Annotated in this window: 24 protein-coding genes and 1 pseudogene; 21 read left to right on the top strand and 4 right to left on the bottom strand. The window is 37.9% G+C overall.

The genetic code is table 11. The features are described from left to right. Positions 1 to 131: 131 nt before the first annotated feature. Positions 132 to 641 (bottom strand): DUF6653 family protein, encoded by a 510-nt coding sequence (locus E2R68_RS01995; protein WP_134275824.1) that lies wholly within the window; start codon positions 639 to 641, stop codon positions 132 to 134. Between the two features lie 274 nt (positions 642 to 915). Between E2R68_RS01995 and E2R68_RS01990 the strand changes: the two genes are divergently transcribed. From E2R68_RS01990 to E2R68_RS14240, 8 genes and pseudogenes are all read left to right on the top strand, one after another. Next, a complete protein-coding gene (locus tag E2R68_RS01990) occupies positions 916 to 1,413 on the top strand; it encodes a cyclin-dependent kinase inhibitor 3 family protein (protein ID WP_208380088.1) in 498 nt (165 codons plus the stop codon). A gap of 857 nt (positions 1,414 to 2,270) precedes the next feature. Next, complete coding sequence (locus E2R68_RS01985; protein WP_134275823.1) at positions 2,271 to 2,993, top strand: IclR family transcriptional regulator; 723 nt, start codon at positions 2,271 to 2,273, stop codon at positions 2,991 to 2,993. 31 nt (positions 2,994 to 3,024) lie between these two features. Continuing rightward, positions 3,025 to 3,759, top strand: coding sequence for a transporter substrate-binding domain-containing protein (locus E2R68_RS01980; protein ID WP_134275822.1), 735 nt, complete (start codon positions 3,025 to 3,027; stop codon positions 3,757 to 3,759). 36 nt (positions 3,760 to 3,795) lie between these two features. Beyond that, on the top strand, positions 3,796 to 4,464 hold the full coding sequence (locus E2R68_RS01975; protein ID WP_134275821.1) for an amino acid ABC transporter permease: 669 nt from the start codon (positions 3,796 to 3,798) through the stop codon (positions 4,462 to 4,464). 15 nt (positions 4,465 to 4,479) lie between these two features. After that, a complete protein-coding gene (locus E2R68_RS01970; RefSeq protein ID WP_134275820.1) occupies positions 4,480 to 5,235 on the top strand; it encodes an amino acid ABC transporter ATP-binding protein in 756 nt (251 codons plus the stop codon). A 14-nt stretch (positions 5,236 to 5,249) separates the two neighbouring features. Next, on the top strand, positions 5,250 to 6,629 hold the full coding sequence (locus E2R68_RS01965; RefSeq protein ID WP_134275819.1) for a formimidoylglutamate deiminase: 1,380 nt from the start codon (positions 5,250 to 5,252) through the stop codon (positions 6,627 to 6,629). Then, positions 6,622 to 7,431, top strand: a complete 810-nt coding sequence (gene hutG / locus E2R68_RS01960; protein WP_134275818.1) for an N-formylglutamate deformylase — start codon at positions 6,622 to 6,624, stop codon at positions 7,429 to 7,431. Before E2R68_RS01965 ends, hutG begins: the two co-directional genes overlap by 8 nt. Positions 7,432 to 7,612: 181 nt before the next feature. Then, a pseudogene (locus tag E2R68_RS14240) lies at positions 7,613 to 8,638 on the top strand (IS110 family RNA-guided transposase). A gap of 1,261 nt (positions 8,639 to 9,899) precedes the next feature. Here the strand turns inward: E2R68_RS14240 and E2R68_RS01950 are convergent. Continuing rightward, on the bottom strand, positions 9,900 to 10,787 hold the full coding sequence (locus tag E2R68_RS01950) for a response regulator transcription factor (protein WP_134275817.1): 888 nt from the start codon (positions 10,785 to 10,787) through the stop codon (positions 9,900 to 9,902). Next, positions 10,780 to 14,145, bottom strand: a complete 3,366-nt coding sequence (locus E2R68_RS01945) for an ATP-binding protein (RefSeq protein ID WP_134275816.1) — start codon at positions 14,143 to 14,145, stop codon at positions 10,780 to 10,782. The genes E2R68_RS01950 and E2R68_RS01945 overlap by 8 nt, the downstream gene beginning before the upstream one ends. A gap of 230 nt (positions 14,146 to 14,375) precedes the next feature. On the opposite strand from E2R68_RS01945, the gene urtA reads away from it, so the two are divergent. From urtA to E2R68_RS01880, 13 genes are all read left to right on the top strand, one after another. Beyond that, on the top strand, positions 14,376 to 15,659 hold the full coding sequence (gene urtA, locus E2R68_RS01940; RefSeq protein ID WP_134275815.1) for an urea ABC transporter substrate-binding protein: 1,284 nt from the start codon (positions 14,376 to 14,378) through the stop codon (positions 15,657 to 15,659). An 87-nt stretch (positions 15,660 to 15,746) separates the two neighbouring features. After that, positions 15,747 to 17,369 carry an urea ABC transporter permease subunit UrtB gene (gene urtB / locus E2R68_RS01935; RefSeq protein WP_134275814.1) on the top strand — a complete coding sequence of 541 codons (1,623 nt, stop codon included), beginning with the start codon at positions 15,747 to 15,749 and terminating at the stop codon, positions 17,367 to 17,369. Further along, positions 17,369 to 18,541: an urea ABC transporter permease subunit UrtC gene (gene urtC, locus E2R68_RS01930; RefSeq protein WP_134275813.1), complete on the top strand. Its 1,173-nt coding sequence runs from the start codon at positions 17,369 to 17,371 to the stop codon at positions 18,539 to 18,541. Before urtB ends, urtC begins: the two co-directional genes overlap by 1 nt. Beyond that, positions 18,541 to 19,347 carry an urea ABC transporter ATP-binding protein UrtD gene (urtD, locus tag E2R68_RS01925; RefSeq protein ID WP_134275812.1) on the top strand — a complete coding sequence of 269 codons (807 nt, stop codon included), beginning with the start codon at positions 18,541 to 18,543 and terminating at the stop codon, positions 19,345 to 19,347. The genes urtC and urtD overlap by 1 nt, the downstream gene beginning before the upstream one ends. 2 nt (positions 19,348 to 19,349) lie before the next feature. Beyond that, positions 19,350 to 20,045, top strand: coding sequence for an urea ABC transporter ATP-binding subunit UrtE (gene urtE / locus E2R68_RS01920; protein ID WP_134275811.1), 696 nt, complete (start codon positions 19,350 to 19,352; stop codon positions 20,043 to 20,045). A gap of 147 nt (positions 20,046 to 20,192) precedes the next feature. Further along, positions 20,193 to 21,110, top strand: coding sequence for an urease accessory protein UreD (locus tag E2R68_RS01915; RefSeq protein WP_134275810.1), 918 nt, complete (start codon positions 20,193 to 20,195; stop codon positions 21,108 to 21,110). Between the two features lie 82 nt (positions 21,111 to 21,192). Next, positions 21,193 to 21,495: an urease subunit gamma gene (gene ureA / locus E2R68_RS01910; RefSeq protein ID WP_134275809.1), complete on the top strand. Its 303-nt coding sequence runs from the start codon at positions 21,193 to 21,195 to the stop codon at positions 21,493 to 21,495. Positions 21,496 to 21,506: 11 nt separating this feature from the next. Beyond that, on the top strand, positions 21,507 to 21,848 hold the full coding sequence (locus tag E2R68_RS01905; protein ID WP_134275808.1) for an urease subunit beta: 342 nt from the start codon (positions 21,507 to 21,509) through the stop codon (positions 21,846 to 21,848). Positions 21,849 to 21,850: 2 nt separating this feature from the next. After that, positions 21,851 to 23,554 carry an urease subunit alpha gene (gene ureC, locus E2R68_RS01900; RefSeq protein WP_134275807.1) on the top strand — a complete coding sequence of 568 codons (1,704 nt, stop codon included), beginning with the start codon at positions 21,851 to 21,853 and terminating at the stop codon, positions 23,552 to 23,554. Positions 23,555 to 23,568: 14 nt separating this feature from the next. Further along, positions 23,569 to 24,036: an urease accessory protein UreE gene (gene ureE, locus E2R68_RS01895; protein ID WP_134275806.1), complete on the top strand. Its 468-nt coding sequence runs from the start codon at positions 23,569 to 23,571 to the stop codon at positions 24,034 to 24,036. Beyond that, the gene (locus E2R68_RS01890) at positions 24,026 to 24,721 is read left to right on the top strand and encodes an urease accessory protein UreF (protein ID WP_134275805.1); all 696 of its coding nucleotides are present in this window, start codon (positions 24,026 to 24,028) and stop codon (positions 24,719 to 24,721) included. The genes ureE and E2R68_RS01890 overlap by 11 nt, the downstream gene beginning before the upstream one ends. 47 nt (positions 24,722 to 24,768) lie before the next feature. Next, positions 24,769 to 25,380: an urease accessory protein UreG gene (ureG, locus tag E2R68_RS01885; RefSeq protein WP_134275804.1), complete on the top strand. Its 612-nt coding sequence runs from the start codon at positions 24,769 to 24,771 to the stop codon at positions 25,378 to 25,380. 28 nt (positions 25,381 to 25,408) lie between these two features. Beyond that, complete coding sequence (locus E2R68_RS01880; RefSeq protein ID WP_134275803.1) at positions 25,409 to 25,591, top strand: hypothetical protein; 183 nt, start codon at positions 25,409 to 25,411, stop codon at positions 25,589 to 25,591. A 106-nt stretch (positions 25,592 to 25,697) separates the two neighbouring features. Here E2R68_RS01880 and E2R68_RS01875 read toward each other — a convergent pair whose 3' ends face one another. Further along, the gene (locus E2R68_RS01875; RefSeq protein ID WP_134275802.1) at positions 25,698 to 26,633 is read right to left on the bottom strand and encodes an alpha/beta hydrolase; all 936 of its coding nucleotides are present in this window, start codon (positions 26,631 to 26,633) and stop codon (positions 25,698 to 25,700) included. Positions 26,634 to 26,677: the final 44 nt, after the last annotated feature.

The following is a 26,677-nucleotide window of genomic DNA, read 5'->3' as shown; positions in this document are numbered from 1 at the left end:
GCGCTCTTCGAGGCAATTTGAGTTTTACTCTAATGTGGATCATTGGGGGGCATGATTCATCCTGCCGTCATTGTTTTTCAAGTTAAATGACAAAGACGACTAACTATTTTTAGTCACATTTACTTGATTTATTATGTTTTTAACCACGATTGATAAATAGGGTTTGATTCTTTCATATCCAAATATAACCAAACCATGCGATCCACGAACCATGCTTTGGATACCATTATCCAAAAATTACCAAGTATCAAAATCCAAAGATTTAAACTATAAAGCCCATATATAAAAAACGGTAACCCCATTGCAGATAATAACTGAAGGATGCGGCAAGCTTTGATGTGATGGTTCGGTATAATTTCATTATGACGATTTATGTATATACGCTCTCCAAACGTCCCCATCGAAGCCCAGTTATTTGTATTGCTAGGAGCGCTAAATAAGCGAGGGTTCAACCAAACCCACAAAAATGAAATAGCAATTAATGCAATAGAATAAATATCAATCCATTCTCTTGACCAAAAGGTAAAAGAGATAAGAGGCAAGGTTGTAAATCGAGTATATACACTCCAAGGATTAGAATGCCTATGCCATGTTTCATCATCCATCGACATTATCTTTTCAGCATACTTAACGATATCCACTAAACCTCCCTCGATATGTAAACACCTTATTTCAAGATAATAAAATCACTGGTTTAAATCAATGAGGCAGGACACAAATAGCTGTTTTTTTGTCCTATTGAAATTACTTGTATGTTTTTTATTTGTAGAGGTATTTTATAAAAAAGAGTTTATAGCTACCCGTGACTGAATACTCATATGTATAGACTGTTTTACTATTAAGCCTTAAGATATTCGGGATTAGATCCATAAATATAATAATTATATTCATATTCAACTGAGGAAATGGCAACGAATGATGGAACATCCAACTTGGGAACTCCCAATTAACAATAATGCGGCGCTAATATTAACACCTTGTCCTGGTACAAAAGGGGCTTCACTCATTGAAAGTGTTGCACAACTAAAGAGTCAAGGTGCTACGGTCGTTGTCACGGCTTTAAGCACTGAAGAGATGATTGAAAGTGGCGTGGGCGCTTTGCCTGAAGAAATAGCGAATGCAGGTTTGCAGTGGTTTCATACTCCAATCAAAGATGACTCAATACCTAACATCGCATTCCATTCGCGTTGGCAAGGCATTGCATCATCATTGCGTAAGGCTTTAGATAATGGCGACAAGGTTGCGATACATTGTATGGGCGGTTCAGGTCGTACTGGTTTACTTGCCGCTCATATTTTATTAGAGCAAGGCTGGGAGTTGGAAGATATTATTACTCAAGTTCAGTCCCTAAGACCGGGCGCGTTTACTAAAGATGCGCAAGTTAAATATATTCATGAGTTTGCGAAGAAGTAAGACTATTTAGCTTTGCTTCGTCTGCGTCCATTGATACGGTTTGTTGTTGCTGATACTTGTTTATCGTTCAGGAAAGTTCTGTGGTAGGAGAGTTGTAGCTACAATGTGGATCATTGGGGCGCAGGATTCATCCTGCCAACATTTATACTAATCTCTATGTACGCTTGGTTCGTCTGTGCTCATCGAGGCAGTTTAATTTTTATTGGCAGTGTTTTCACCCTGTCGGCGACATCCTTTCTTTTACCAGAAAAGAAAGGATACAAAGAAACTGGCCACAGAATCGCTTTCTTATCCAATCAATCAATTCATTTTAAACGTACCATTTCGGACGTGCATCCATGCACTAGCCTCAACTAACCTAAACATCCAGTTTGGTTTTACTAAAATGAAAAAATTGCTTGGGAAAGCGCAACGGTGGGAGAGTTGTAGCCGTATTGAGTGTCGGCTATATCGTGGCTTTTGATGAAAATGTATTAAAAGTCAAAAAACAAGACCCCATTGTCACATGACAGTTAATACTGAGTTACAGATAAACAACGGTCTTATAAATAATTAATGAATACTTATTTAGGTGACTTGAAAGCCACATGTACTTCAACATTGCACCAAAAAAACAAAACCGCTGAATTCTTGCACCATTAATGCTCATTAATATAGCGCATCAAGTATTTTATTTGGTTAGCTCTTTTGTTTTTTCATATTTTCCCATCAGACAATAAAATTATTTTAAATATAAAACTTTGAATAAAAATGACTTATTTAACAGGTCCCAGAATGCGGGATTCCTAGTTTTATATATTGGCACAACCTATGCTTTTGTTTAATAAACATATTTAATTTTTTAAGGTTCGTTAGTCATGAATGAAAGCATTTCATCACAAGAAAAAAATTTATTTCTGCTAAAGATATTAGCAGAGTATAACGAACCATTAACGGCAAATGACTTTATGCAAATTTCAGGTTTTTCAAAAAGTACACTTTATCGACAGTTAGGATATTTAAAACGTTGGGGGTTAATGTGCGAAATAGAAGGAAGATATTATGCCGGCGTCACCGCCCTTCAATTAAGCAAAAAAAATAATTATATCCATTTATTAAAATCATGCTCACAAAGTGCTTTGCAATACTTGAATCAAGTAACTGGTGAAACTGTAGCAATTAATATCGTATATGAAGATTTCGTATTCTGCGTACAAATGATCGAAGGTTCTAGTGCTCTTCGATGTTCCATAGAGAAGAATAGCTCAATTAAATTGAATCGAGGCGCCACTGCAAAATGTTTACTCGCACAATTTAATAAAGACAAACAGATAAGTGCGATTAAAAAGTTAGAAAAAAGCCACATTAAGCAAGCTGAATTATTCAAGGAATTGTTACAAATAAATAAGCAAGGCTATGCCACGAGTGAAAGTGAATTAGACAATGGAATATGGGGAGTCAGTGCACCTATTTCATTATTTCCAGATAACGCAATCTATAGCTGTATTTCATTAATGGCGCCTATTTCAAGAGCAGAAGCAAACAAAAATCAATTCATTCAAAAGACACAAATAGCAGCACAAATGGTTACAAAAAAGTAAATTTAATTAATCAATGAGAAAGGAAATCACCATGAAAAAAATAATCACATCAATTATTTCAGCATTATTACTGTCTATATCGCTAGTTGGAATTAGCAATGCAACGTCACTGACTGTCGTGACAGATGCGACCTTCCCTCCGCTTGAATTTAAGCAAGATGGCAAACTAACCGGCTTTGATATCGAACTATTTAATGAAGTGGGTAAACGCCTTGATAAAACGATCAAATGGGTGCAAGTAGACTTTAAAGGTTTGATTCCTAGCCTTGTTTCTGGGCGTGCTGATGTCGCCATTTCTGGCATTTATATTACCGAAGCTCGCGCTAAAGTAGTGGACTTTACAGAAAGCTATTTATCCGGAGGTTTGGTCGTGGTGGCGAAAGAAGGTGATAATTCCATTAAATCGGCACAAGATCTGAAAGGGAAAAAAGTAAGTGTGCAAATAGGTACAAAATCAGTCGCTTACCTTAAGGAACACTTTCCAGAAACTAAACTCATTGAAGTCGAGAAAAACCAGCAAATGTTTAATCTTGTGTCAATTGGCAGAGCCGATGCTTCAGTAACAGGAAAGCCAGCCGCTTATACCTATGCAAACGCGCGTGGCGGTGTAAAAATTCTACCAGAACAACTAACAACAGAGAAATATGGTATTGCCGTTAAAAAAGGTACGGGTAATTTAAAAGATCAAATTAATCAAGTAATTACTGAAATGCAATTAGATGGTTCTTACGAAAAAATTTACCAGAAGTGGTTTCCGGCATCGTAATTATATTTCTATTTAAAACATTTTAAGGAAAAAGTTATGGGTTTAGATCTAGATTTTACCCCTGTCATCGAAAGCTTTCCTGCACTGCTAGATGGCACGATGATAACCATATCAGTAACGATCATATCTCTTATTATTGCATGTGTGATAGGTATGCTCATTGGCGTAGTACGCAGTAATGGAAACTCTGTATTAAGTTGTTTTTTTAACGTTTATGTTTCAGTAATACGAGGTACGCCATTATTAGTTCAATTATTCATTTGGTATTACGGTCTCCCCCGTGTAGGCATAATGCTGCCATCATTTCTTTGCGGTATTTTAGGATTAAGTCTTTATTCCAGCGCATATATTTCTGAAATCGTAAGGGGGGCAATTCAGTCTATTGAAAAGGGTCAAATGGAAGCAGCGCGCTCTCTAGGTATGAGTAAGCGTCAGGGGATGACAAAAATTATCATTCCACAAGCAATTGTTCGTATGTTGCCCCCTCTTGGTAATGAATTTATAGCCTTAATCAAAAATTCAGCATTGATTTCATTGATTACAATCCATGATCTTATGCATGAAGGTACCAATATTATCAGTACATCCTACCGAGACCTGGAGACTTACTTAGTTATTGCAGTCATTTATTTTGTCTTGACTAATATTTCGACCTTCATTTTAAGAAGCTTTGAAAACCGCCAATTAAAATCACAAGCAAACTAGCTTTTAGGAGATAACATGAAATATAAAGCTGTCACTTTAGAAAAGATCAATAAGTTTTATGGTGATAATCAGGTATTAAAGAATGTTGATTTTTCTGTTAATTCAGGTGAAGTTGTAGTGCTAATTGGTCCAAGCGGATCAGGTAAAAGTACCCTGTTGCGCTGCTGCAGCGGTTTAGAAATTGCTCAAGAAGGTGATATCTCAGTATGTGGCCAAAAGCTATTAAATGACGGAGTATTGTTAGGTGATGATGAATTAAATGAATTACGCCAAGATGTAGGAATGGTATTTCAATCATTTAACTTGTTTCCACATTTGAGTGTAATCGAAAACATCAGTGTCGCGCCTGTCACTCTAAAAATAGCAACAAAAGAAAATTCGAAAAAAACAGCAATGGCATTACTTGAAAAAGTAGGTTTAGCGAATAAAGCCAATGCAATGCCCGCAAATTTATCTGGGGGGCAGAAGCAACGCGTTGCTATAGCACGAGCTCTAGCAATGAAACCATCGGTTCTTTTATTCGACGAACCAACATCCGCACTCGATCCTGAACTGGTGGGAGAAGTACTACAAGTAATGAAATTATTAGCAAAGGATGGCATGACCATGGTTGTTGTAACGCATGAAATGAATTTTGCAAGAGAAGTTGCTGACCGCGTAGTAATGATAGATAACGGCATCATCATTGAGCAAGGAAAGCCTGATGATTTTTTTACAGCTCCTAAACATCCACGTACACAAGAATTTTTACATACCGTACTAAATGCCTAATAGAGGAATATTTTATGGGACAACTAGCCGTACAACAACTTCTTCTGTCATCGGGGTGGGCTAAGGACAAATTAATACAATGGGATGATACCGGCATAATTACCAGTATCGGGTTAATACCAGAAGGATACACAGGAGAAAAAGCACATACTATCGTCGCCGGTATGCCTAACATTCATTCGCATGCATTCCAGAGATTGTGCGCAGGGCTCACTGAGTATCGTTCCACTGAACAAGACAGTTTCTGGAGTTGGCGTAAATTAATGTACGCGTTAGCAGATAAAATCACACCAGAACAACTAGAGGCCATAGCAACCCACCTCTATTCAGAAATGTTAGCAGCAGGTTACACCTCCGTCTGTGAGTTTAATTACTTGCATAATGATGTAAACGGACAGCCATACAAAAATAGTAACGCTTTTTTTGACAGTTTAATTAACGCAGCAAATAAAAGTGGCATCGGTTTAACATTATTACCTGTTTATTATAATCGAGCAGGTTTTGATAAAGCCGATTGTGAAAAAAGCCAACAACGTTTTGCTTTATCCCTCGATGCTTACCTAAAACGATGGAATAAACTATTTCAGCAATCACAACGAGCAGGTTTTGCATTAGGCATTGCCCCACACTCGTTACGCGCAGTGAGTGGTGCAGATTTAAAAACCTTGGTAGAAAGAATCAAGCATTTATCGCCTGAAGCACCTGTTCATATTCATATTTCAGAACAAATAAAGGAAGTAGAAGATTGCCTCGCTTTCACAGGAAAAAGGCCTTTTAATTTTTTACAAAGCATATGCGATGTAGATGATAAATGGTGCTTAGTTCACGGCACACATTTTGATAAAGAAGAGTTAAAAGCCATCGCCCAATGTGAGGCAACGGTTGCGTTATGCCCAATAACAGAGGCTAATCTAGGGGATGGCATCTTTGACTATGTGACTTATGGCCAACATATAGGTACATGGGGAATTGGCTCTGATAGCAATATATTGATTGATGCAAGAGAAGAGTTAATGTTATTGGAATATGGACAACGTTTACTACATCGCCAACGCAATATAGCAAGTAGTCCCAATGAACCACACGTTGCAACAAATTTATATCAACAAGCACTTGTAGGAGGAGAAAAAGCGAGTGGTTTGAAAGTCGGTAAAATTGAAGTCGGCTATCGAGCAGATTTTATTGAACTCGCTAATCAACAATTCACTCATGCAAATAAAAGTGGTGACTTTATTCTTAGTCAATATATTTTTGCAGATTCTCATAAAGATAGTATCCGTAGAGTATGGTCGGCAGGAAAACTTCTTATTGATACCACATCACAGCCAAGGTACCCATTACCAGAAGCACTTTGTGCACTTAGAAATAAATATTTGGAATATGAAAATGATTGAGCCTGCATCTATTTTTGAAATACATCGAGGGAACCAGCCATTAATCATCACAATGCCGCATGTGGGAACGAAAATTCCAGATAATATCCGCATACATCTCAATAACACAGGCCTAAGCCTGATCGATACAGACTGGCATTTAGAACGATTATACAATTTTGCCAAAGCATTAGATGTAACGATTATTATCGCCAAGTTTTCTCGCTACGTAGTCGATTTAAACAGACCTCCTGATAATCAAAGCCTATATCCAGGACAAACTACAACCTCACTTTGCCCGCTTGAAACCTTTGATGGAGAGCCTATTTATTATAATGACCATGAATTAACAGAAGATGAAATTTCACGCCGTAGAGAGCTATATTGGCAACCTTGGCATGACTGTGTTCAGCAGGAATTAAAACGCCTAAAAACAATGCATGGACATGTTCAATTATGGGATGCTCATTCTATTCGCTCTGTTTTACCTCTTCACTTCAAAGGGACGCTACCAGATTTTAATTTTGGTACTAACAGTGGCAAAAGCTGTGCACTAGAAAGGCTTGAGTTAGTCGTTAGTGAGCTATCAAACTCCTCTACTTTTACCCATGTAGTAAATGGGCGTTACAAGGGAGGTTATATAACCCGTCATTATGGTCAACCAAACAAAGGAATTCATGCCATTCAGTTGGAACTTGCACAGTCTAGCTACATGACAGAACTAAGCCCACTATATTGGGATGATAAAAAAGCAGATATAGCGCGATCAGTCATAAAATCTGCATTAGAGCATTTTTTATTGCCTAATGTCCCGAACTTATGATTGGTGAGATTAAGTCATAACAAACTACCTCTTAGTACAAAAATACTTTTAAGAGGTAGCTTGATAAAAATAATTCGTCAGTGTTTTTGACTGCCTAGGGCTTCTGTCGTAAGTCGATGTATGGACTCCACAACTCTAGCAAGTAGTCTAGAGTTGCTGTAACTACTTAGGAGACCATATTATGTTGAAATCTACTATCTTTGGAATTGATTTAGCTAAAAATATCATTCAGGTTTGCCAAATTAGCAAACATGCGAGTTAGTAAGTAATAAAGCTGTTAGCCGTCAAAAACTTAAAGAATTACTAGCAAAAGCAAAACCAACTGTTGTTGCGATAGAAGGCTGTGGCAGTAACCATTATTGGGGGCGATACGCTGAGCAATTTGGTCATGATGTACGTGTTATTAGCTCTAAAAAAGTAAAAGGCTTTTTACAAGGCCATAAAAACAGATGCTAATGATGCCTTAGCAATTGCCAATGCATCATTACAGATAGGGTTGAAAACAAGTAAACCTAAAAGCGAAGAACAGCAAACGATACAAACATTAGATACAAGCCGACTGTTTTTGTCTCGTAGTATTACCGCTTTGACCCCCCCTGTATGTTGTTATACGAATATGGCATTGTCAGTAAAGTTGGCGTTAAAGGCTTAACGAAAGCGGTACTGGAAACGCTTGATGAAGCGAACTTATTACCAAAGTGTTTACAGTCAGTCGTCAACCAACTTTGGGTGACATATTTGAACTTAAAAACAGAGTTAGCTCTGTTAATTAAAACCAAAAACGCTTTGGTTCGTCAATTACAGCCCTGTAAAGCATTAATGGATTTAGAAGGTGTTGCTGAAGTTTATGCAGGTATGTTGTATTCCTCAATTGGTGATGGAAAACAGTTCAAAAATGGCCGTGAAGCATCAGCATTTATTGGATTAACCCTAAACAGCATAGTTCCGGCGGTAAAGTGTTTATGACTGGAATTGATCGTGCAGGTGGAATTAAAGAACTGAGGTCAGCTTTGTATCAAGGGCGCTGTCTTATATCTGTCGGTTGCCAGAGGTGCCCAAAACAGCCAAGCAAGCATGGCTTATAAAGTTAGTTGAACGTGCTGGCATTAAACTAAGTTGTATCGCATTGGCAAATAAAATGGTTAGAGCCGCCTGGGCAATGCTACGTTATGAGAATAAATATGAACAGCAAATTTTAGTAATATAGTAAGTATAAGAAAAACAACAATCACCAAATTTTTTACAATAATGATGAAGCATAAACGGTAAGACCAACCTGTTAAAAACCTGTCCATTGCGAAAGTCATTAAGACTGTTAGATAGCAGGTGCGCAAACATCATAGGCTAGAAAGTAGCTCTTTCACTAAAAGCCGTATATACGACCGCATCTTAATGTTTATGAAAAATCATATTGTAAAATACGTGGAGTCCATATACGTATATGTGACAGTTTTAGACCTACCTTCGGAATAGAGTTTTATTTCATCCCGCTGAGGCAGGTCATATGGCTCTGATGAAATATAACCACAACCAATTACACCTTTTGGTTCAACACCAAGTTTCATTAAAAAAACATATCACCAATAGAGAGGCGTTTTGTGTTACCGCAGCTCCAATACATATCATATGTTTCATTATTTTGACGCGATAAATAGCCTCTTGTAAATCACTCCAATGCCATTTATTTGGATTCCATGTATAAAAATATGTACTCATAGTCTATTTACATCACAGTATAATTAAGCAGAATCATCCCGTATATCCAGTGGAAATGCAGGATAGTTTAATTTATTAAAATTACAGTAATAATACTCTGTGCATATCACGAATCAATGGATTAAAGGCAAAAGTTATACCGTTATCATGTGGGGCGATAGTATTGCTTCGTATTAACAACGGAAATGCAGAATAGAGTTAGTTAAAAATATTTTAATATTTTTCAAAGTAGTATTAAAAAACAATGGCAGGATGAATCCTGCCCCCCAACGATATTCAGTGCGGCTACGTCAATCTAACCGTTGAGCTTTCTCAAGTAATAAAGCTTTACTCAATGTGGCTACATCCATTCCCCCGTTGAGTTTTTCTGAATCAATCACTGCCTTTAGCAAGTGGAGGCAAGGATGCCGTAGCTAGCTCAGCTCGCAACACGGACGTGGCGTATGAGCGGTGCGTTAAGAAGGCTGTTATTTATTCAGATTAAAAAACGATTGGGGCGATTTTCTTTTGGTTCGTTTTTTTTGTTCGTATAAAGAAAATGAACACGCCGACAGGGCGGAATACCAAGCAAAAAATTATTAATGTAGTGTTAATGAGCGCAGACGAATCTTACTGTTGAAATCACCAACGTTCTAAAATATGCATTCCCACGGAGGACCATGGGAACGAGGCATAAACAATATGTATTCCCACGAAGATCATGGGAACGAGAAAAAGGATCACTCAGTCATCCTTTACTGCTGAATAAACTTCTACCCCTCTAAAATTCTTAATGCAATCGCTGCCGCCGATGTTCTATTATCAACCCCTAGCTTCCTATAAATTTGCTCTAGGTGCTTGTTTACTGTTCGTGGGCTCATTTCTAAAATCTGAGAAATTTCCCAGCTAGTTTTACCGTAAGAAACCCAATATAAAACTTCAGATTCGCGCTTGGTAATAGGTAATTTATCTTTTAAATCGCTAGGTGATTTTTCAACTTTAACTTGTACGATACGTAACAAATGCATTTGCTGTTGTTGTCGTTCGTAAGCAATGCTCATTGTTTCTGAAAAACAATGCAGATGAAGATCTTTGCTGGTATCGGTTAATAACCATTTTTCAATGAGTGGTGCTAAGGTTGCCCAAGGACTGTAATTACCTTCAGATATTTCTTCGATTAATTCATGTACGTGTGGTGTTGCCCAAGAGAGTCGTCCTAATTCACTCACACAAAATACATTTTTACCTGCGTGGTCTAAGGCATCTTGTGCACTTAACGCAAGTTTTGCAGTTGCAACATGACGTTTAATACGCACAATCACTTCATCGGGAGAAATAGGTTTAGTGACATAATCAACACCGCCTGCTTCAATACCTTTTACGATATCTTCTACGTCGGTTAAGCCGGTCATAAAAATAATGGGCGTATTAGGTAGAATTTCTTTTAAACGTCGACAAGTTTCAAAACCATCCATCTCTGGCATCATGGCGTCTAATAACACTACATCGGGCGGTACTTTTTCGGCAATGGCCAATGCCTGCTGACCACTTAATGCCACTAATGCCGTATAACCTTGACTATTTAGGGCGACATTGAGCATGCCTAATGATTCGGGTGAGTCATCAACTACTAGTACCACGTCACTGCTTTTATTATCCATTGTTTAACTCATTTAAATATTCAATAATTTTGGGGAAGTTACACACTTCAACGTACTCAAGTATTTGTGATGCACTATCTTCAGGATAACGATATTCAGATTCTATTTCTGTAAATTTTTCTTTAAAACCAGATAGGTAACCAATTTCAGCTAATGCTATTAATGCTTGGTATTGTTCACTTGTAGCAAGTGGTTTATTAGGTTCAGATATTGTTTTTTGTGTGTTATCAGTACTTTTATATTGCCATTGTAAATTTAATAATTGTGCTATTTTGCCTAATAAAGCATCTAAATTAACCGGCTTTGCAATATAACCATTGTGGTAGCCTTCAGCTTGTAAATTGTATTCTGCATCACGAGCATTAGCAGAAACCATCAATACAGGCATTTGGTAATGTTGTTCTCGTAAGCTTTTTACCATTTCCCAACCATTTACTGTTGGCATTCTGACATCCATTAAAATAAGGTGGATATCGTTTTCTTGTAGTTTGATAAACCCTTGTTGTGCATCTTCTGCGAGTAATACATTAAAGCCGATTGGTGCTAATAAATTAAATATTAACTCTCGTTGATTCATATTGTCGTCAACGACTAAAATAGTTTGCTGATCACCGTTATAACCTATGGCTTCTGATTTATTTAACTCTGGTTCTTTAGGATCTTTGTGTAATTTAAATAACATGAGGCGGAAGTTGAAAGTAGAGCCTTGGCCTACTTTGCTGGTTAAATTTATTTCGCCACCCATTAACTCTGCTAGAGAGCGTGAAATCGTTAATCCCAAACCTGTTCCACCAATAGATTGAGTATGAGCATTACGAATTTGTTCAAAAGGTTTAAAGATTAGATCTTGATTTGTTTTTGCAATACCGACCCCTGTATCAATAATGCTAAAGTTAGCAACTTCACTGCGATAGGTAATTTTAAAGGTAACTGAGCCTTGTTCAGTATATTTAATGGCATTGGAAATAAGGTTAATTAGGATTTGTCTAAAACGCTGTTTATCTGTTGCAACATATTCAGGTAAGTTAGAGCTCGCTTCATAATAAAATTTAATGCCTTTTTTACTAGCTTGCATCTGAAACATATCCACTAATTGTTGCAGAATCGCTTTTAAATTAAATTCATCACGTTGTAACGTTACCTTGCCTGCTTCAATCTTTGATACTTCTAATAAACTTTCAATAAGATCCGCTAAGTGCTCACCATTACGTCTAATAATTGCAATGGTTTCACGTTGTTTCGGAGGTAAAACTTGATCGCGCATTAAGAGTTGCGCATAACCTAATAAAACGTTTAATGGGGTACGTAATTCATGGCTTAATGCTGCTAGATAACGGCTTTTAGCTTCATTGGCGGATTCTGCTATATTCTTGGCACTTTGTAAGGCTACAGAGGTTTGTTTGTGAGCATCAATCTCTTTCGCCAGTGCTTTAGTTTGTGAACGTAATTCTTTTAAAGCGGTTTGATTACCATTGCGAGCGAGAATAAATAACCAGCTGACAACCCCTATAATGATCATCAATAAGAAAAATATCTTTATCAGGGTACTGGCAAAAACTTGCTTTACTTCTGCATTTTCTAATGGAACCTGTAAATGTACTAAAAATAAAATACCGGCACCGATAAGACTTAACCCTAATGTAAGCGCGATAAATTGCATTAAGGGAGTGGTAAACATTTTAAAGACTTCATCTTTAATAAAGCGAGTGAAAAAGTTATGAGATTGCTGAGATAAGGTTGCATCGGGTCGACATTGGTCGGCACAACGAACATCTAAACTACAGCATAATGAACAGATTGCTTTGCCGTAAGCAGGGCAGAAGGTCATGTCTTGATGATCAAAGCTATTTTCACAAATATGGCATTGGGTGAAGGTTTTAATTTGTTCTTGTTGTGTATCAACTAGATAATATTTTCCCTTTGTTAAGCAACCAATAAAGGGGACTGTGATAAAAGGTAAGAAACAAGCTATAAATGAAGCGAGCGCTTCGCCTGTTTCACCAAATACTCCCATGTGACCTGCAAATCCAGCTACTGATGCAATCAACATTGAGCCAACACCAACAGGGTTAATATCGTAGAGATGAGAGCGTTTAAATTCGATATGTTTTGGGCTGATGCCTAACGGTTTATTGATCACAAGATCGGCAACAACGGAACTTAACCAAGCGAGTACTAACACTGAATAAACAGAGAGCATGCTTGCAATCGTTTGGTAAATGCCTAATTCCATTAATAATAATGCAATAGCTACATTAAAAACCATCCAGACAACACGCCCAGGGTGATTATGGGTAATACGAGAGAAAAAGTTAGACCAAGCAAGTGAACCTGCATAAGCATTTGCCACATTAATCTTTAATTGAGAAATAATGACAAAAGTACAAGTAACAAAAATGACCAAGCGCGGATCATTAAAAACATAACCATAAGCAAGTTGATACATATGTGAAGGGTCACTTGCTAAATGCGGTGCAATTCCTTGGGTTAATGCGAAGTAAGCGAGAAATGAACCAAGCAATAATTTTAATGCGCCAAAGATGATCCAACCAGGGCCGCCTGCAATTAAAGCCAACCACCAACGCCATGCTTTTGTTTTGGGTTTTTCTGGTAAGAAACGTAAAAAGTCTACCTGTTCACCAATTTGAGCAACTAATGCTAATAAAACAGCGGATGCGCCACCAAATAATAATAAGTTAAAGGTGGCTCCTGCCTCACCCGCCTCCCCATTAAAATCAACCCATCCGTCAAGCTGTAAAGGGGTATCTATATGAGTGAATACAAAAAATAGCGGTAATAATTGCAGTACGACCCAAATTGGAGATGTCCAAGCTTGAAAGCGACTGATGTAGGTGATGCCATGTGTTACTAATGGGATCACCAGTAAAGTACTGACGATATAGCCTATGGGTAAGGGCATACCTAAAAGCATTTGTAGCGCCATGGCCATGACAGCAGCTTCAAGCGCAAAAAAGATAAATGTAAAGGATGCATATACAAGAGAGGCGATGCTAGAGCCAATGTAACCAAACCCTGCGCCTCGGCTTAGCAAGTCAATATCCACACCATATTTGGCGGCATAATAGCTGATGGGTAATCCAGTAAAAAAAACAATGAGCGTGACCGCTAAAATAGCCCAAGCTGCATTCTCAAAACCATAATGTATGGTGATCGCACCTCCGATTGCTTCTAATACCAGAAACGAAACAATACCTAATGCGGTCATAGCAATGCGGCTTAATGACCATTTCCTTGCCCGCTTTGCGGTAAAACGTAATGCAAAATCTTCCATCATCTCGTTAGCAACGAGTTTGTTATAGGTGCGACGAGTTTTAATTATTTTCTGATTTGACTGCATGTGTATTCGTTTATTTGGTTAGAGGCTCAACCTTGAGCTTGTAGCTCAGCAAGTTTACTGCAAAGTGATTGAGCATGATATGCGCATTTATGCGTAGGTCGTTGCGTGCTTTTGCGCATTTAATGCTTGCTGTAATTCCTAGATACTAACCCTACTCGAAATAGGCCGTTGCTAGGGTCTTCATATTATAAATTTTCTAATACATAGATGATAAATAAAAGGAATTACAGATGAAATTAAAAAAACTGATTGTTGCAAGCTCGATCGTTGCAACGAGCTTAATGACTAATTTTGCTTACGCTGCTGATAATATTAAAGTCGGTGTTTTACATTCTTTATCAGGCACTATGGCGATTAGTGAAACAACACTAAAAGATACAGTGTTAATGATGATAGAAGATCAAAATGCTAAAGGTGGTGTATTAGGTAGAAAGCTAGAAGCTGTTGTGGTTGACCCAGCATCAAACTGGCCTTTATTTGCAGAAAAAGGCCGTGAATTATTAGCAAAAGATAAAGTAGATGTTATTTTTGGTGGTTGGACATCAGTTTCTCGTAAATCGGTTTTACCTGTTTTAGAAGAGTTGAACGGTTTAATGTTTTACCCTGTTCAATATGAAGGTGAAGAATCATCTAGAAACGTATTCTACACAGGGGCTGCGCCAAACCAACAAGCTATCCCAGCAGTTGATTATTTGATGGATGATATCGGTGCGGAACGTTTTGTTTTATTAGGTACCGATTATGTTTACCCACGTACAACGAACAAAATTTTAGAAGCTTATTTGATGTCTAAAGGTGTTAAAAAAGAAGACATCATGATTAATTACACGCCATTTGGTCACTCAGATTGGCAGAACATTGTTGCTGAAGTAAAACGCTTTGGTTCTGAAGGTAAACAAACAGCTGTAATTTCAACAGTAAATGGTGATGCAAATATTCCATTCTATAAAGAATTAGGTAACCAAGGTATTTCTGCTGAAGATATTCCTGTTATTGCATTCTCTGTAGGTGAAGAAGAATTATCTGGTTTTGATGCTAAACCACTTGTTGGCCATTTAGCTGCGTGGAACTACTTCCAAAGTGTTGATACAAAAGAAAACAAAGCCTTTATTGCACAATGGAAAAAATACATTGGTAACGACAAACGTGTAACAAATGACCCAATGGAAGCAACTTACCTTGGTTTTAAAATGTGGGTAAAAGCTGTTGAGAAAGCGGGGACTACAGATGTTGATGCGGTTGAACAAGCAATGATCGGTATTGCTGTGCCTAACTTAACTGGTGGCATTGCAGTGATGAACTCAAACCACCATCTATCTAAGCCAGTATTAATTGGTGAAATTCAAGAAGATGGTCAATTTGAAGTGGTATGGGAAACACCTGATACAGTTATCGGTGATGCATGGTCTGACTTCCTACCTAGTTCGAAAAACCTAGTATCAGATTGGACTGCCCCAATTAGCTGTGGCAACTTCGATGTAACAACTGCGAAATGTTCTGGTCAAAAATTCTAATCATAAAATCTAAATAAACACCTAATGGGAGGGGATAGTTACCTCCCATTTTATGAATTTGAATAAATTAAAACTAAGGAACAGCCCATGTTGCGTCTACTTCCCCTATTGTTTCTCTATGTAATGTCATTCAACGCCTCAGCAGCTGTTAGTGAAATACAAGATAAATCTGCACTTCCTGCACTTATCGAACAACTACCAACCACTAAATTAAATAGAATGGCGCCACTAATCGATAAGATTGTCGCGACATCTGCACCTCAAACACGTGCCATTTTAGATCCTCTTTTGACTGGCGATTTATATTACTTAAAGTCAAATAAACAAGTTGTTTCTGCTTATCGAAATAAGCAAGACCAATATGAATTAACTGATGTATTTACTGCGGAAACTCTGCCAGCAGTGGATAAATCGGCTATTAAAAAAGTAAGAACAAATAACCGTTTACGTGGAAAAATTCGCGATATATTGGCGAACTTAGATCTGCGTAGTGACGATGCGAGTATTCGTATTACAGCATTAAATCAATTATTAAATAATCCTAATGAAATAGGTATTGCCTCTGTTAACAAACTGATTAAAGAAGAGAAAGACGAAGACGCACGTGAATTAATGTCAGTTATCCTATTGGTTGACCAATTAGAAACGGGCAATAAAGCTGAAAAATTAACAGCCGCTCAACAATTGTCTGGCCGTTTAGAACCAACAGTTAAAAACGCATTAGTAAAACAACTTTCTTCATTATCAGAACAACCTGAAACAGCGGAATTAAGAAAGGTATTAACTAAAGCAATTGATGATATAGAACAGACGGCCAGTGTTTATGGCATGGTTGAGAACTTATTCTTTGGTTTAAGCCTAGGATCTGTTTTATTACTGGCTGCAATTGGTTTAACTATTACCTTTGGTGTAATGGGCGTTATTAATATGGCGCATGGTGAAATGATGATGTTAGGTGCTTATACCACTTACGTTATCCAACAAACCTTCCCTAATTTAATTGAATACTCATTATTAATGGCAGTACCTGCAGCTTTCCTTGTTTCTGGTTTTGTCGGTGTATTAATTGAACGTGGTGTTATCCGCTTCTTAAAAGGTCGCCCTCTGGAAACGCTATTAGCAACCTTTGGTATCAGCTTAATTCTACAACAACTTGTAAGAACGGTTTTCTCTCCATTAAATCGTCAAGTTGAAGCGCCACAATGGATGAGTGGTTCATTAGAAATCAATCCAATGTTGTCACTTACTTATAACCGTTTATACATCATCTTATTTGCATTGGGTGTGTTCTTTACCTTGTTAATGATCCTTAAAAAATCATCGTTAGGTTTACATGTTCGTGCTGTTTCACAAAACCGTGATATGGCAAGAGCACTGAGTATTAAAAGTTCATGGGTAGATGCGATCACCTTTGGTCTAGGTTCTGGTATTGCGGGTGTTGCTGGTGTTGCATTAAGTCAGTTAACTAACGTAGGGCCTAACTTAGGACAAGCTTATATCATCGACTCATTCCTTGTTGTGGTCTTTGGTGGTGTAGGTAATTTATGGGGAACCTTAGTTGCTGCAATGACTATGGGGACGTTCAACAAATTATTAGAACCGTCAATGGGGCCTGTATTAGCCAATATTATTGTATTAGTAAGTTTAGTGTTGTTTATCCAAAAACGACCTAAGGGATTATTTCCGCAAAAAGGGAGATCAGCAGAATAATGAAAAATTTACTTAATTCACCTCTTGTGAAAAAAATGAGTAGTTTGCATTGTGTTATTGCAATTCTATTTATATCAACGCTTTACGTTACTGTTTGTAACTTAGCTTTTGCTGAAGGATCAATGTTATATGTTAGTGATTATACGGTTAGCTTATTAGGTAAATACCTTTGCTATGCATTACTTGCTTTAGCGGTTGATCTAGTTTGGGGATACTGCGGTATTTTGAGCTTAGGTCATGGTGCATTCTTTGCACTTGGTGGTTACGCAATGGGCATGTATTTGATGCGCCAAATTGGGGACCGAGGTGTTTATGGTAATGCTGAATTACCTGATTTTATGGTGTTCTTAAACTGGACTGATTTACCTTGGTATTGGGCGGGTTCTGATAATGCATTAGTGATGATTTTATTAGTGTTTGCAGGTCCTGGTTTATTAGCTTACCTCTTTGGTACGTTAGCGTTCCGTTCTCGTGTGAGTGGTGTTTATTTATCAATCATGACGCAAGCAATGACTTACGCTCTGTTATTAGCATTCTTCCGTAATGAAATGGGCTTTGGTGGTAATAATGGTTTAACGGACTTTAAAGAGATCTTTGGATTCTCATTACAGTCACCAGATACTAAGTTAGCTTTATTTGTTGCAACCTCAATAATGTTGGCGATTGGTTATGCAATTAGTCACTTTATTATGAACTCTAAAATGGGACGTGTTGTTACGGCCATTCGTGATGCTGAAAACCGAGTGCGATTTGTAGGCTATAAACCACAACATTATAAAGTATGGATCTTCGTAGTATCAGCCATGTTAGCGGGTGTAGCTGGGGCATTATATGTACCACAAGTGGGTATTATTAATCCAGGTGAGTTCTCTCCATTAAACTCAATTGAAATTGTAATTTGGGTCGCTATTGGTGGTCGTGGCACATTATACGGCGCATTAATTGGTGCGATTGTGGTGAGTTACGCTAAAACACGTTTTACAGCCATTATGCCTGAAGCTTGGTTATTTGGATTAGGTGGATTATTTGTTCTTGTTACCTTGCTATTACCTAAAGGACTAGCTGGTTTGGTATCTAACTTAATGGATAAAGTTGATCCACCATCTACAGCTAAAAAAGATCAAGTTAATGAAGATCAAGCTGCGATAGCAACAACTGCGGAGAATAAATAATGATTGTAGATAAAAATGGTTCACCGCTTTCATCGGCTGAAAATCTAAAGCCTGACACTAGGCACGGCATGATTTTATACGTAGAAGATGTCAGTGTGAGTTTCGATGGTTTCAAAGCATTGAATGACCTTAACTTATATATCGGTGATGGTGAATTACGCTGTTTAATCGGTGCAAATGGTGCCGGTAAAACCACATTAATGGATGTGATCACAGGTAAAACCAGACCTGATACTGGTAAAGTCAGCTTTGGTCAGCAAATTGATTTATTAGAACTCGATGAATCTGAAATTGCACGAGCAGGTATTGGGCGTAAATTCCAAAAACCAACCGTTTTTGAAGCATTAACCGTATTTGAAAATATTGAGCTAAGCCTATCGGGTGACAAAGGTATTTGGACTTCGTTATTTCATAAACTAAGTGGCGAGCAAAAAGACAAAATTGATGAAGTATTAACAACTATCGGTTTAACTGCTGAACAACATTATCCTGCTGGACGTTTATCTCACGGTCAAAAACAGTGGTTAGAAATTGGTATGTTATTAGCCGCTGAGCCGCGTTTATTGTTAGTTGATGAACCGGTAACTGGCATGACAACACAAGAAACAGAGCGTACTGCTGAATTGTTAACCTCATTAGCAGGTAAGCATTCAGTGGTTGTGGTTGAACATGACATGGCCTTTGTTCGCTCGATTGCGCGTAAGGTGACGGTATTACATCAAGGTACAGTATTAGCAGAAGGTTCGATGGATGAAGTGCAAGCCAATAAAGATGTACGTGAAGTTTATTTAGGTGAGGAGCACTAATCATGATTGAGTTAAAGCAAGTAAATCAAAAGTATGGCGGCACTCAAATTCTTTGGGATCTTGACCTAAAAATAGAAAAGGGCTCACGTACCTGTATTATGGGCCGCAATGGTGTCGGTAAAACGACACTATTAAAAACTATTATGGGTCTATTGCCGATCAGTTCAGGTAGTCTAACCATTAACGATGTCGACATGAGTAAAAGTAGTGTTGAAAAACGTCCTGAAATTGGGGTGGGATATGTTCCTCAAGGGCGTCACATTTTCCCGCAATTGACAGTTGAAGAAAATTTAAAAATCAGTCTGAATTGTTCAAGACAAAAAAGTAAAACTATCCCTCATCATATTTATAAACTTTTTCCTGTGTTGAAAGAGATGCTACATCGTCGTGGTGGTGATTTATCGGGTGGGCAGCAGCAGCAATTAGCCATCGCTCGTGCTTTGGTTTTGAACCCTGATATTTTGATTCTAGATGAACCCAATGAAGGTATTCAACCTAATATCGTGCAGTTGATTCGAGATGTATTATTAAAACTAAACAAAGAAGAGGGCATGACTATTATTCTGGTTGAGCAAAAATTACCCTTTGCACGTGCCGTTGGTGAGAATTTTCATATTATGGAAAAAGGCCAAGTGATTGCGTCTGGTCCAATGGGTGATCTTGATGATGAATTGGTTAGTAAGTATTTAGCTGTTTAATCCTGTTGTGCTATGGTCTTCGCCATCTACATCTATTTCTCGATAATAAACGAAGAGTAAATGATTCAGTCCATAGCATTAAGGTTCGATAATATTTAATATAAAACATTAAGAGATGCTAAATAGATACTTAACATTAGGGTAAGAATGACAGTCCCAGAAAGCACATCCAGAACAACTTCAATATTTAACAAGCCACTTAAAAACCAGTGGCTTGCACATTTGTTTCTAGAATTCAGTAATACTCCCGTAGGCACCCAACTCACTCGCACACAACGCAAAGGTCCACTTTCCGTTCAAAAAACATTTTATCCAGAAGGGCGAGATTGCGCGCATATTTATCTTTTGCACCCTCCTGCAGGTATTGTTTCGGGCGATGAGCTTCGTGTCAGTGTTGCGGTAAAAGAAGATGCTCATTTATTATTTACCACTCCCGGTGCAGGACGATTTTATCGTGCTCGAACCAATTTAGATATTGGTGAATCTAAGCAAGCGCAAATCACTAAATTAGTACTTGAAGGCAACGCTAAGTGTGAAAATTTTCCACAAGAAACCATTGTTTATGAAGGAGCTGATGGTTTTAATACTGTCGATATCGAATTAACTAGCAGCGCTGTTTATCTCGGATGGGACATCACTTGTTTAGGTTTACCTGATTCAGACGAGCCTTTTATTGAAGGAAAATTTTGTCAATTAAATCGCCTCTTTTGTGATGGTAAATTAATTTATCATGACCGTATTGCGTTATCGCCTGCAAACAGTTTATTAACCCACCCCGCTGGACTCGCGAATAATAGTGTCTTTGCTACTTTTTTAGCCCTCGTGCCAGAAAAACTCATAAGCAGCAGTCAACGAGCTGAATTAGTTTCTACATTACGTGAAAAAATAATAGAGCAGGGCGCACAGAAAAATATCAGTATTACTGATATTGATGGGTTATTAGTGACCCGCTATCTAGGGGCACATGCACAAGAGTGCAAACAACTATTTATTAGTTTATGGGAAATATTGAGGCCGATATTAATAGACAAAGTCGCAGTGCAACCAAGAGTTTGGCATACATAAAGAATAAAATATTATTGGGGTTTATTAGCTGATTTATTACTGACTAATGCCTTTGAATTTTTCATACATAGAAGAGAATGTTATGGACTTATTACCAAGAGAAAAAGATAAATTACTGATTTTTACTGCCGCGTTATTAGCTGAACGTCGTTTAAAGCGTGGTGTAAAACTAAATTATCCTGAAGCGATGGCTTATATATCAATGGAAATTATGGAAGGCGCTCGCGATGGTAAAACTGTTGCTGAAATGATGGATTATGGTCGTACCTTATTAACACGAGACCAAGTAATGGACGGCATTGCGGAATTAATTCCAGAAGTACAAGTTGAAGCTACTTTCCCCGATGGCACTAAATTAGTGACTGTTCATAACCCAATTATTTAATGGAGTAACTGATGATCCCTGGTGAAATAAAAACGGATAGCGGTGACCGAAAATTAAATGTTGGTCGTGAACAATTAAAAGTCACTGTTGCAAATTCAGGTGATAGACCAATTCAAATTGGCTCTCATTATCATTTTTATGAAGTAAATAGTGCGTTGATTTTTGATCGTGAAATAACCAAAGGTTATCGTTTAGATATTACCTCAAGTACAGCGGTTCGTTTTGAACCAGGACAAAAGCGAGAAGTGACACTTATCCCTTACCGTGGACATCGCCGTGTATTTGGCTTTCGTGGTGATATTCAAGGTGACCTTCAAAACGAGACGACAAGTAGCTTAGAGGGAGATAAATAATCATGGCAACGATTGATAAACATTCTTACGCACATATGTTTGGTCCAACCGTTGGTGACCGTGTTCGTTTAGGCGATACGGATCTATGGATTGAAGTTGAAAAAGATGCAACTGAATACGGTGAAGAAGTTACTTTTGGTGGCGGTAAAGTTATTCGAGATGGCATGGGGCAAAGCCAAGCTTCTTGTTTAGAAACCGTTGATCTGGTTATCACTAACGCTTTAATTCTAGATCATTGGGGTATTGTTAAAGCAGATGTCGGTATTAAAGATGGACGTATTGCGATTATCGGTAAAGCTGGTAATCCTGATATCCAAGACAATATCGATATTGAAATCGGTGCTGGTACCGAAGTCATTGCAGGTGAAGGGCAAATATTGACTGCTGGTGGTATAGACGCACATATTCATTTTATTTGTCCACAGCAAATTGAAGAAGCACAAATGTCAGGTGTTACTACCATGATCGGTGGTGGTACTGGCCCTGCAACCGGAACGAAAGCAACTACTTGTACACCTGGGCCTTGGAATATCCATAAAATGTTACAAGCAACCAATGACTTTGCCATGAATTTTGGTTTTTTAGGTAAAGGCAATGTGAGCTTACCAAAAGCTATTGAAGAGCAAATTGAAGCGGGTGTTTGTGGTTTAAAACTACATGAAGACTGGGGGACAACGCCAGCCGCTATCGATAACTGTTTATCGGTTGCTGATCGATATGATGTACAAGTGGCAATCCATACAGATACGTTAAATGAATCTGGATTTTTAGAAGATACATTAGGCGCATTTAAAGGTCGTACAATCCATACTTACCATACGGAAGGTGCTGGAGGCGGCCATTCGCCTGATATTATCCGCGCTTGTGGTGAGCCAAATGTATTACCGTCATCAACTAATCCAACACGTCCGTATACGGTGAATACCATTGATGAGCATTTAGATATGTTAATGGTTTGCCATCATTTAAATCCATCTATTCCAGAAGATATTGCTTTTGCTGATTCGCGTATTCGTAAAGAAAGTATTGCTGCAGAAGATATCATGCATGACTTAGGGGCGATCAGTATGATCTCATCGGATTCTCAAGCGATGGGACGTGTTGGTGAAATGATCACTCGTACTTGGCAAACGGCTCATAAAATGAAACAACAACGTGGCCCGTTAGCACCAGATACTGAGCGTAACGATAACTTCCGAGCGAAGCGTTATATTGCTAAATACACAATTAATCCTGCGATTAGTCATGGTATCAGCCATGAAGTAGGGTCAATTGAAGTTGGAAAATTAGCAGATTTAGTATTATGGAAACCGGCTTTCTTTGGTATTAAACCATCAATGATTTTAAAGTCTGGTTTTATTGCTGCTGCGCCAATGGGGGATGCTAATGCCTCAATCCCAACGCCACAGCCTGTTTATTATCGTCCTATGTTTGGTTCTCACGGCTCTGCGGCTGCTCAAACGTCAATGACCTTCTTATCGCAAGCAGCGGTAGATAAAAATGTACCAGAAGTGGCAGGCATGACGCGCTTAGTTGGTGTGTGTAAAAACACTCGTAATGTAGGCAAAAAAGACATGATCCATAATGATTGGATGCCTAATATCGAAGTGGATCCGCAAACTTATGAAGTGCGAGCTAATGGTGAGTTATTAACTTGTGAACCTGCAACAGAGCTTCCGTTAGCTCAACGCTATTGTCTCTTTTAGGTTAGGAAAAAATAATGTTACAAGTATTTGAAAGGTTGGATCACACACATGATGAGATTAATGATTCGATCACATTAGATCACGATACGCGTAAAAAATCACGTATCAAAGGCGTGACGGATAAAGGTGCTGATATCGGTATTTTTGTTGAACGTGGACATCCGCTATTAGTGGGTGAAATCTTAAAAACAGAATGTGGTTTATTGGTTGAAGTGAAAGGACTAGCTGAAGATGTTTCAACTGCAGTTGGTACAGATTGGTTGGCTTTTAGTAAGGTTTGTTATCATTTAGGAAACCGCCATACTACATTACAAGTGGGTGAATTATGGGTGCGTTTTAAACCCGATCATGTATTAGAAGAATTAGCTGAAAAATACGGTTTAAGTATCAATAAAACACCTGCAATATTTGAACCTGAAAATGGGGCTTATGCAAAAGGCTCTGGTCATTCACATGGGCACTCGCATAGTCATGAACATTAATATTGCTGATCCACTTAAGCTTAATCGCTTATTGCAACTCTGTAGTGCAAACCTCCCTGTAGGAGGATTTTCATTTTCACAGGGGCTGGAGTATGCAACGGAAATGGGTTGGGTAAGCTGTCAAAAAAGCACTTTTGATTGGGTTGAAATGAATCTTAATGAATCTATTGCTCATACTGACTTAGCACTATTAAAACATTTGTATGAAGCATTAGAGGTCAATGATTTTGCTCGCTTTAAACTTTATAACCAACAACTCATCGCCTGCCGAGAAAGTAGTGAATTACGTCTTGCTGATGTTGCAATGGGGAAAGCGTTAATTCGTTTATTAAAGAAACTCGATGGGGTAGATAGCGAACCTTATAACGACTTATTTAATGAATCAGATAGTAGCTTTGTGAGTATTTTTGCGATTGCAGCTTACCTTTGTAAGTTAGATTTAATTTCTGCACAAAGTGGTTATTGTTGGACCTATTTAGATAACCAAGTAGCGGCAGCAACTAAGCTAGTTCCCTTAGGACAAACACAATCACAAAACTTATTGTTTGAATTAGGTGAGAAAGTCGCTGAGGCAATTAATACAGCAAATAGTATTGCACTGGATGATATTGGAGCGAGTCTACCTCGACTTGCAATGGCGAGTGCTTGGCATGAAACGCAGTACACACGTTTATTCCGATCATAAACTGATTAAGCGCATACTAATTATTTTAGAAATATAAGAGAAACAGAATGAGAAAAAAACAACTTTTACGTATCGGTGTCGGTGGTCCAGTTGGATCAGGTAAAACGGCTTTATTAAGCCAATTATGTTTAGCACTACGCAATAAGTATTCTATGGCAGTGGTCACAAATGATATTTATACCTATGAAGATGCACAGTTTTTAACGCGTAATGATGCGCTTAGTGGTGATCGTATTATGGGGGTTGAAACTGGAGGATGTCCGCATACGGCTATTCGTGAAGATGCTTCAATGAATTTAGCGGCGATTGATGAATTACATGAACGCCATCCAGACTTAGATTTTGTATTAGTAGAAAGTGGGGGGGATAATCTTAGTGCGACATTTAGCCCTGAGCTATCTGATTTGACATTATATGTAATTGATGTCTCTGCGGGTGATAAAATCCCTCGTAAAGGTGGTCCGGGTATTACTAAGTCAGATCTGTTAATCATTAATAAAATAGATGTCGCGGATTTAGTTGGAGCGTCATTAGACGTGATGGATAGAGATACAAAAAAAATGCGTGGTGTTAAACCTTTTGTTTTCAGTAACATGAAAACTCAACAAGGTTTAGCTGACATTATAGAATTCATTGAAACACAAGGTATGCTTAAGTAAATATTATTGAACTTTAAAAGGAATTATCATGAAATTTTTTACTCTAATTTTTGCGCTGTTATTATCATCGCAAGCATTTGCTCATCCCGGACACGGAATGGAAGATGGTCTCTCTCATCTGTTTTTCCATGCTGTTTTTTGGGTGTTATTTACTGCAGTTATAGTAAAAGCAGTAGTTTATTTTAAGCATAAAAAAAGCAAAAAATCTTAACTGTAAAATACGTAATCAGGTCTTATTATTTGCTAAATAAGACCTGTTCATATTTTTTTAATAACAGCTTTAGGTTTGAACGCATCACTTGCAGAATCAATCGATATTAGTTATTTAAAAAATGATTAATGTTTTGATAAACCCTTTCACACTCATCTTTAACTAAATCTTCCATATTCATAAACGTATGAATCATATCGGGAAAGTGTACATGTTTTGTTATAACACCTGCTTGTTTTACTTTTTCAACATACAACAAACCTTCATCACGTAGAGGACAAAATTCAGCTGTAAATAATAAGGTTTCAGGTAACCCTTTTGTAAAATCACCATGTACGGGGGAAACTGATTTTCTATTTTCATCATGCTGGAAGTAGTTATCAAAATACCAAGCTATTTGTTTGCTTTGTAATAGGTAACCTGTTGCATTTTCTTGGATAGACCCTGAGCCCATTGTGTAATCTAAGCTCGGGTAAATCATTGCTTGTTTGCTAATGTTAACGGAGTGATCAAATTGAGCTTTGTTACTGACAGTGGCAACTAATGCTCCTCCACCAGAATCACCCACTAAAGATAACTTCTTTTGATAATTTAGATGGCGAGAATCTAATGTTGCCCAAATATTTTTAACTACATTATAAGCATCATTGACAGCTGCAGGGTAAGGGCATTCTGGTGCTAGTCGATAATCAACAGAAACAACAACATGTTGACTAGTATTCGCTAGCTTACGACAAATAGGATCATAAACCGTAACGCTACCTGATGTGTGCCCTCCACCATGGATATAGATAATGACAGGTAAGGATTGCTCAGGTGCAGGGTGATAGATTCGAACAGGTACGTTGTAATCAGAGTGTAAGACTAAATCATCTTGAACCCATTTAATATCTGGTATATCAGTCACTAAACTTTTAGTTAAATTAGCTAAACCTTCACGTGCATTTGTTGCAGTAGGTTTAAAGCCATTGTTAAGCATCATAATGGACTGTTTATTGAAAGTTTCTAACCATGGCTTAAGTTTTGGGCTAACTTGGCGCATAAGCTTTTCCTTAAATTTTTTCTAACTTAATGAATACTATTTCA

Origin of the sequence: Psychromonas algarum, from assembly GCF_004376845.1 — a bacterium.
Taxonomy (GTDB): domain Bacteria; phylum Pseudomonadota; class Gammaproteobacteria; order Enterobacterales; family Psychromonadaceae; genus Psychromonas.
This window is presented reverse-complemented; position numbering and strand designations above follow the sequence as displayed.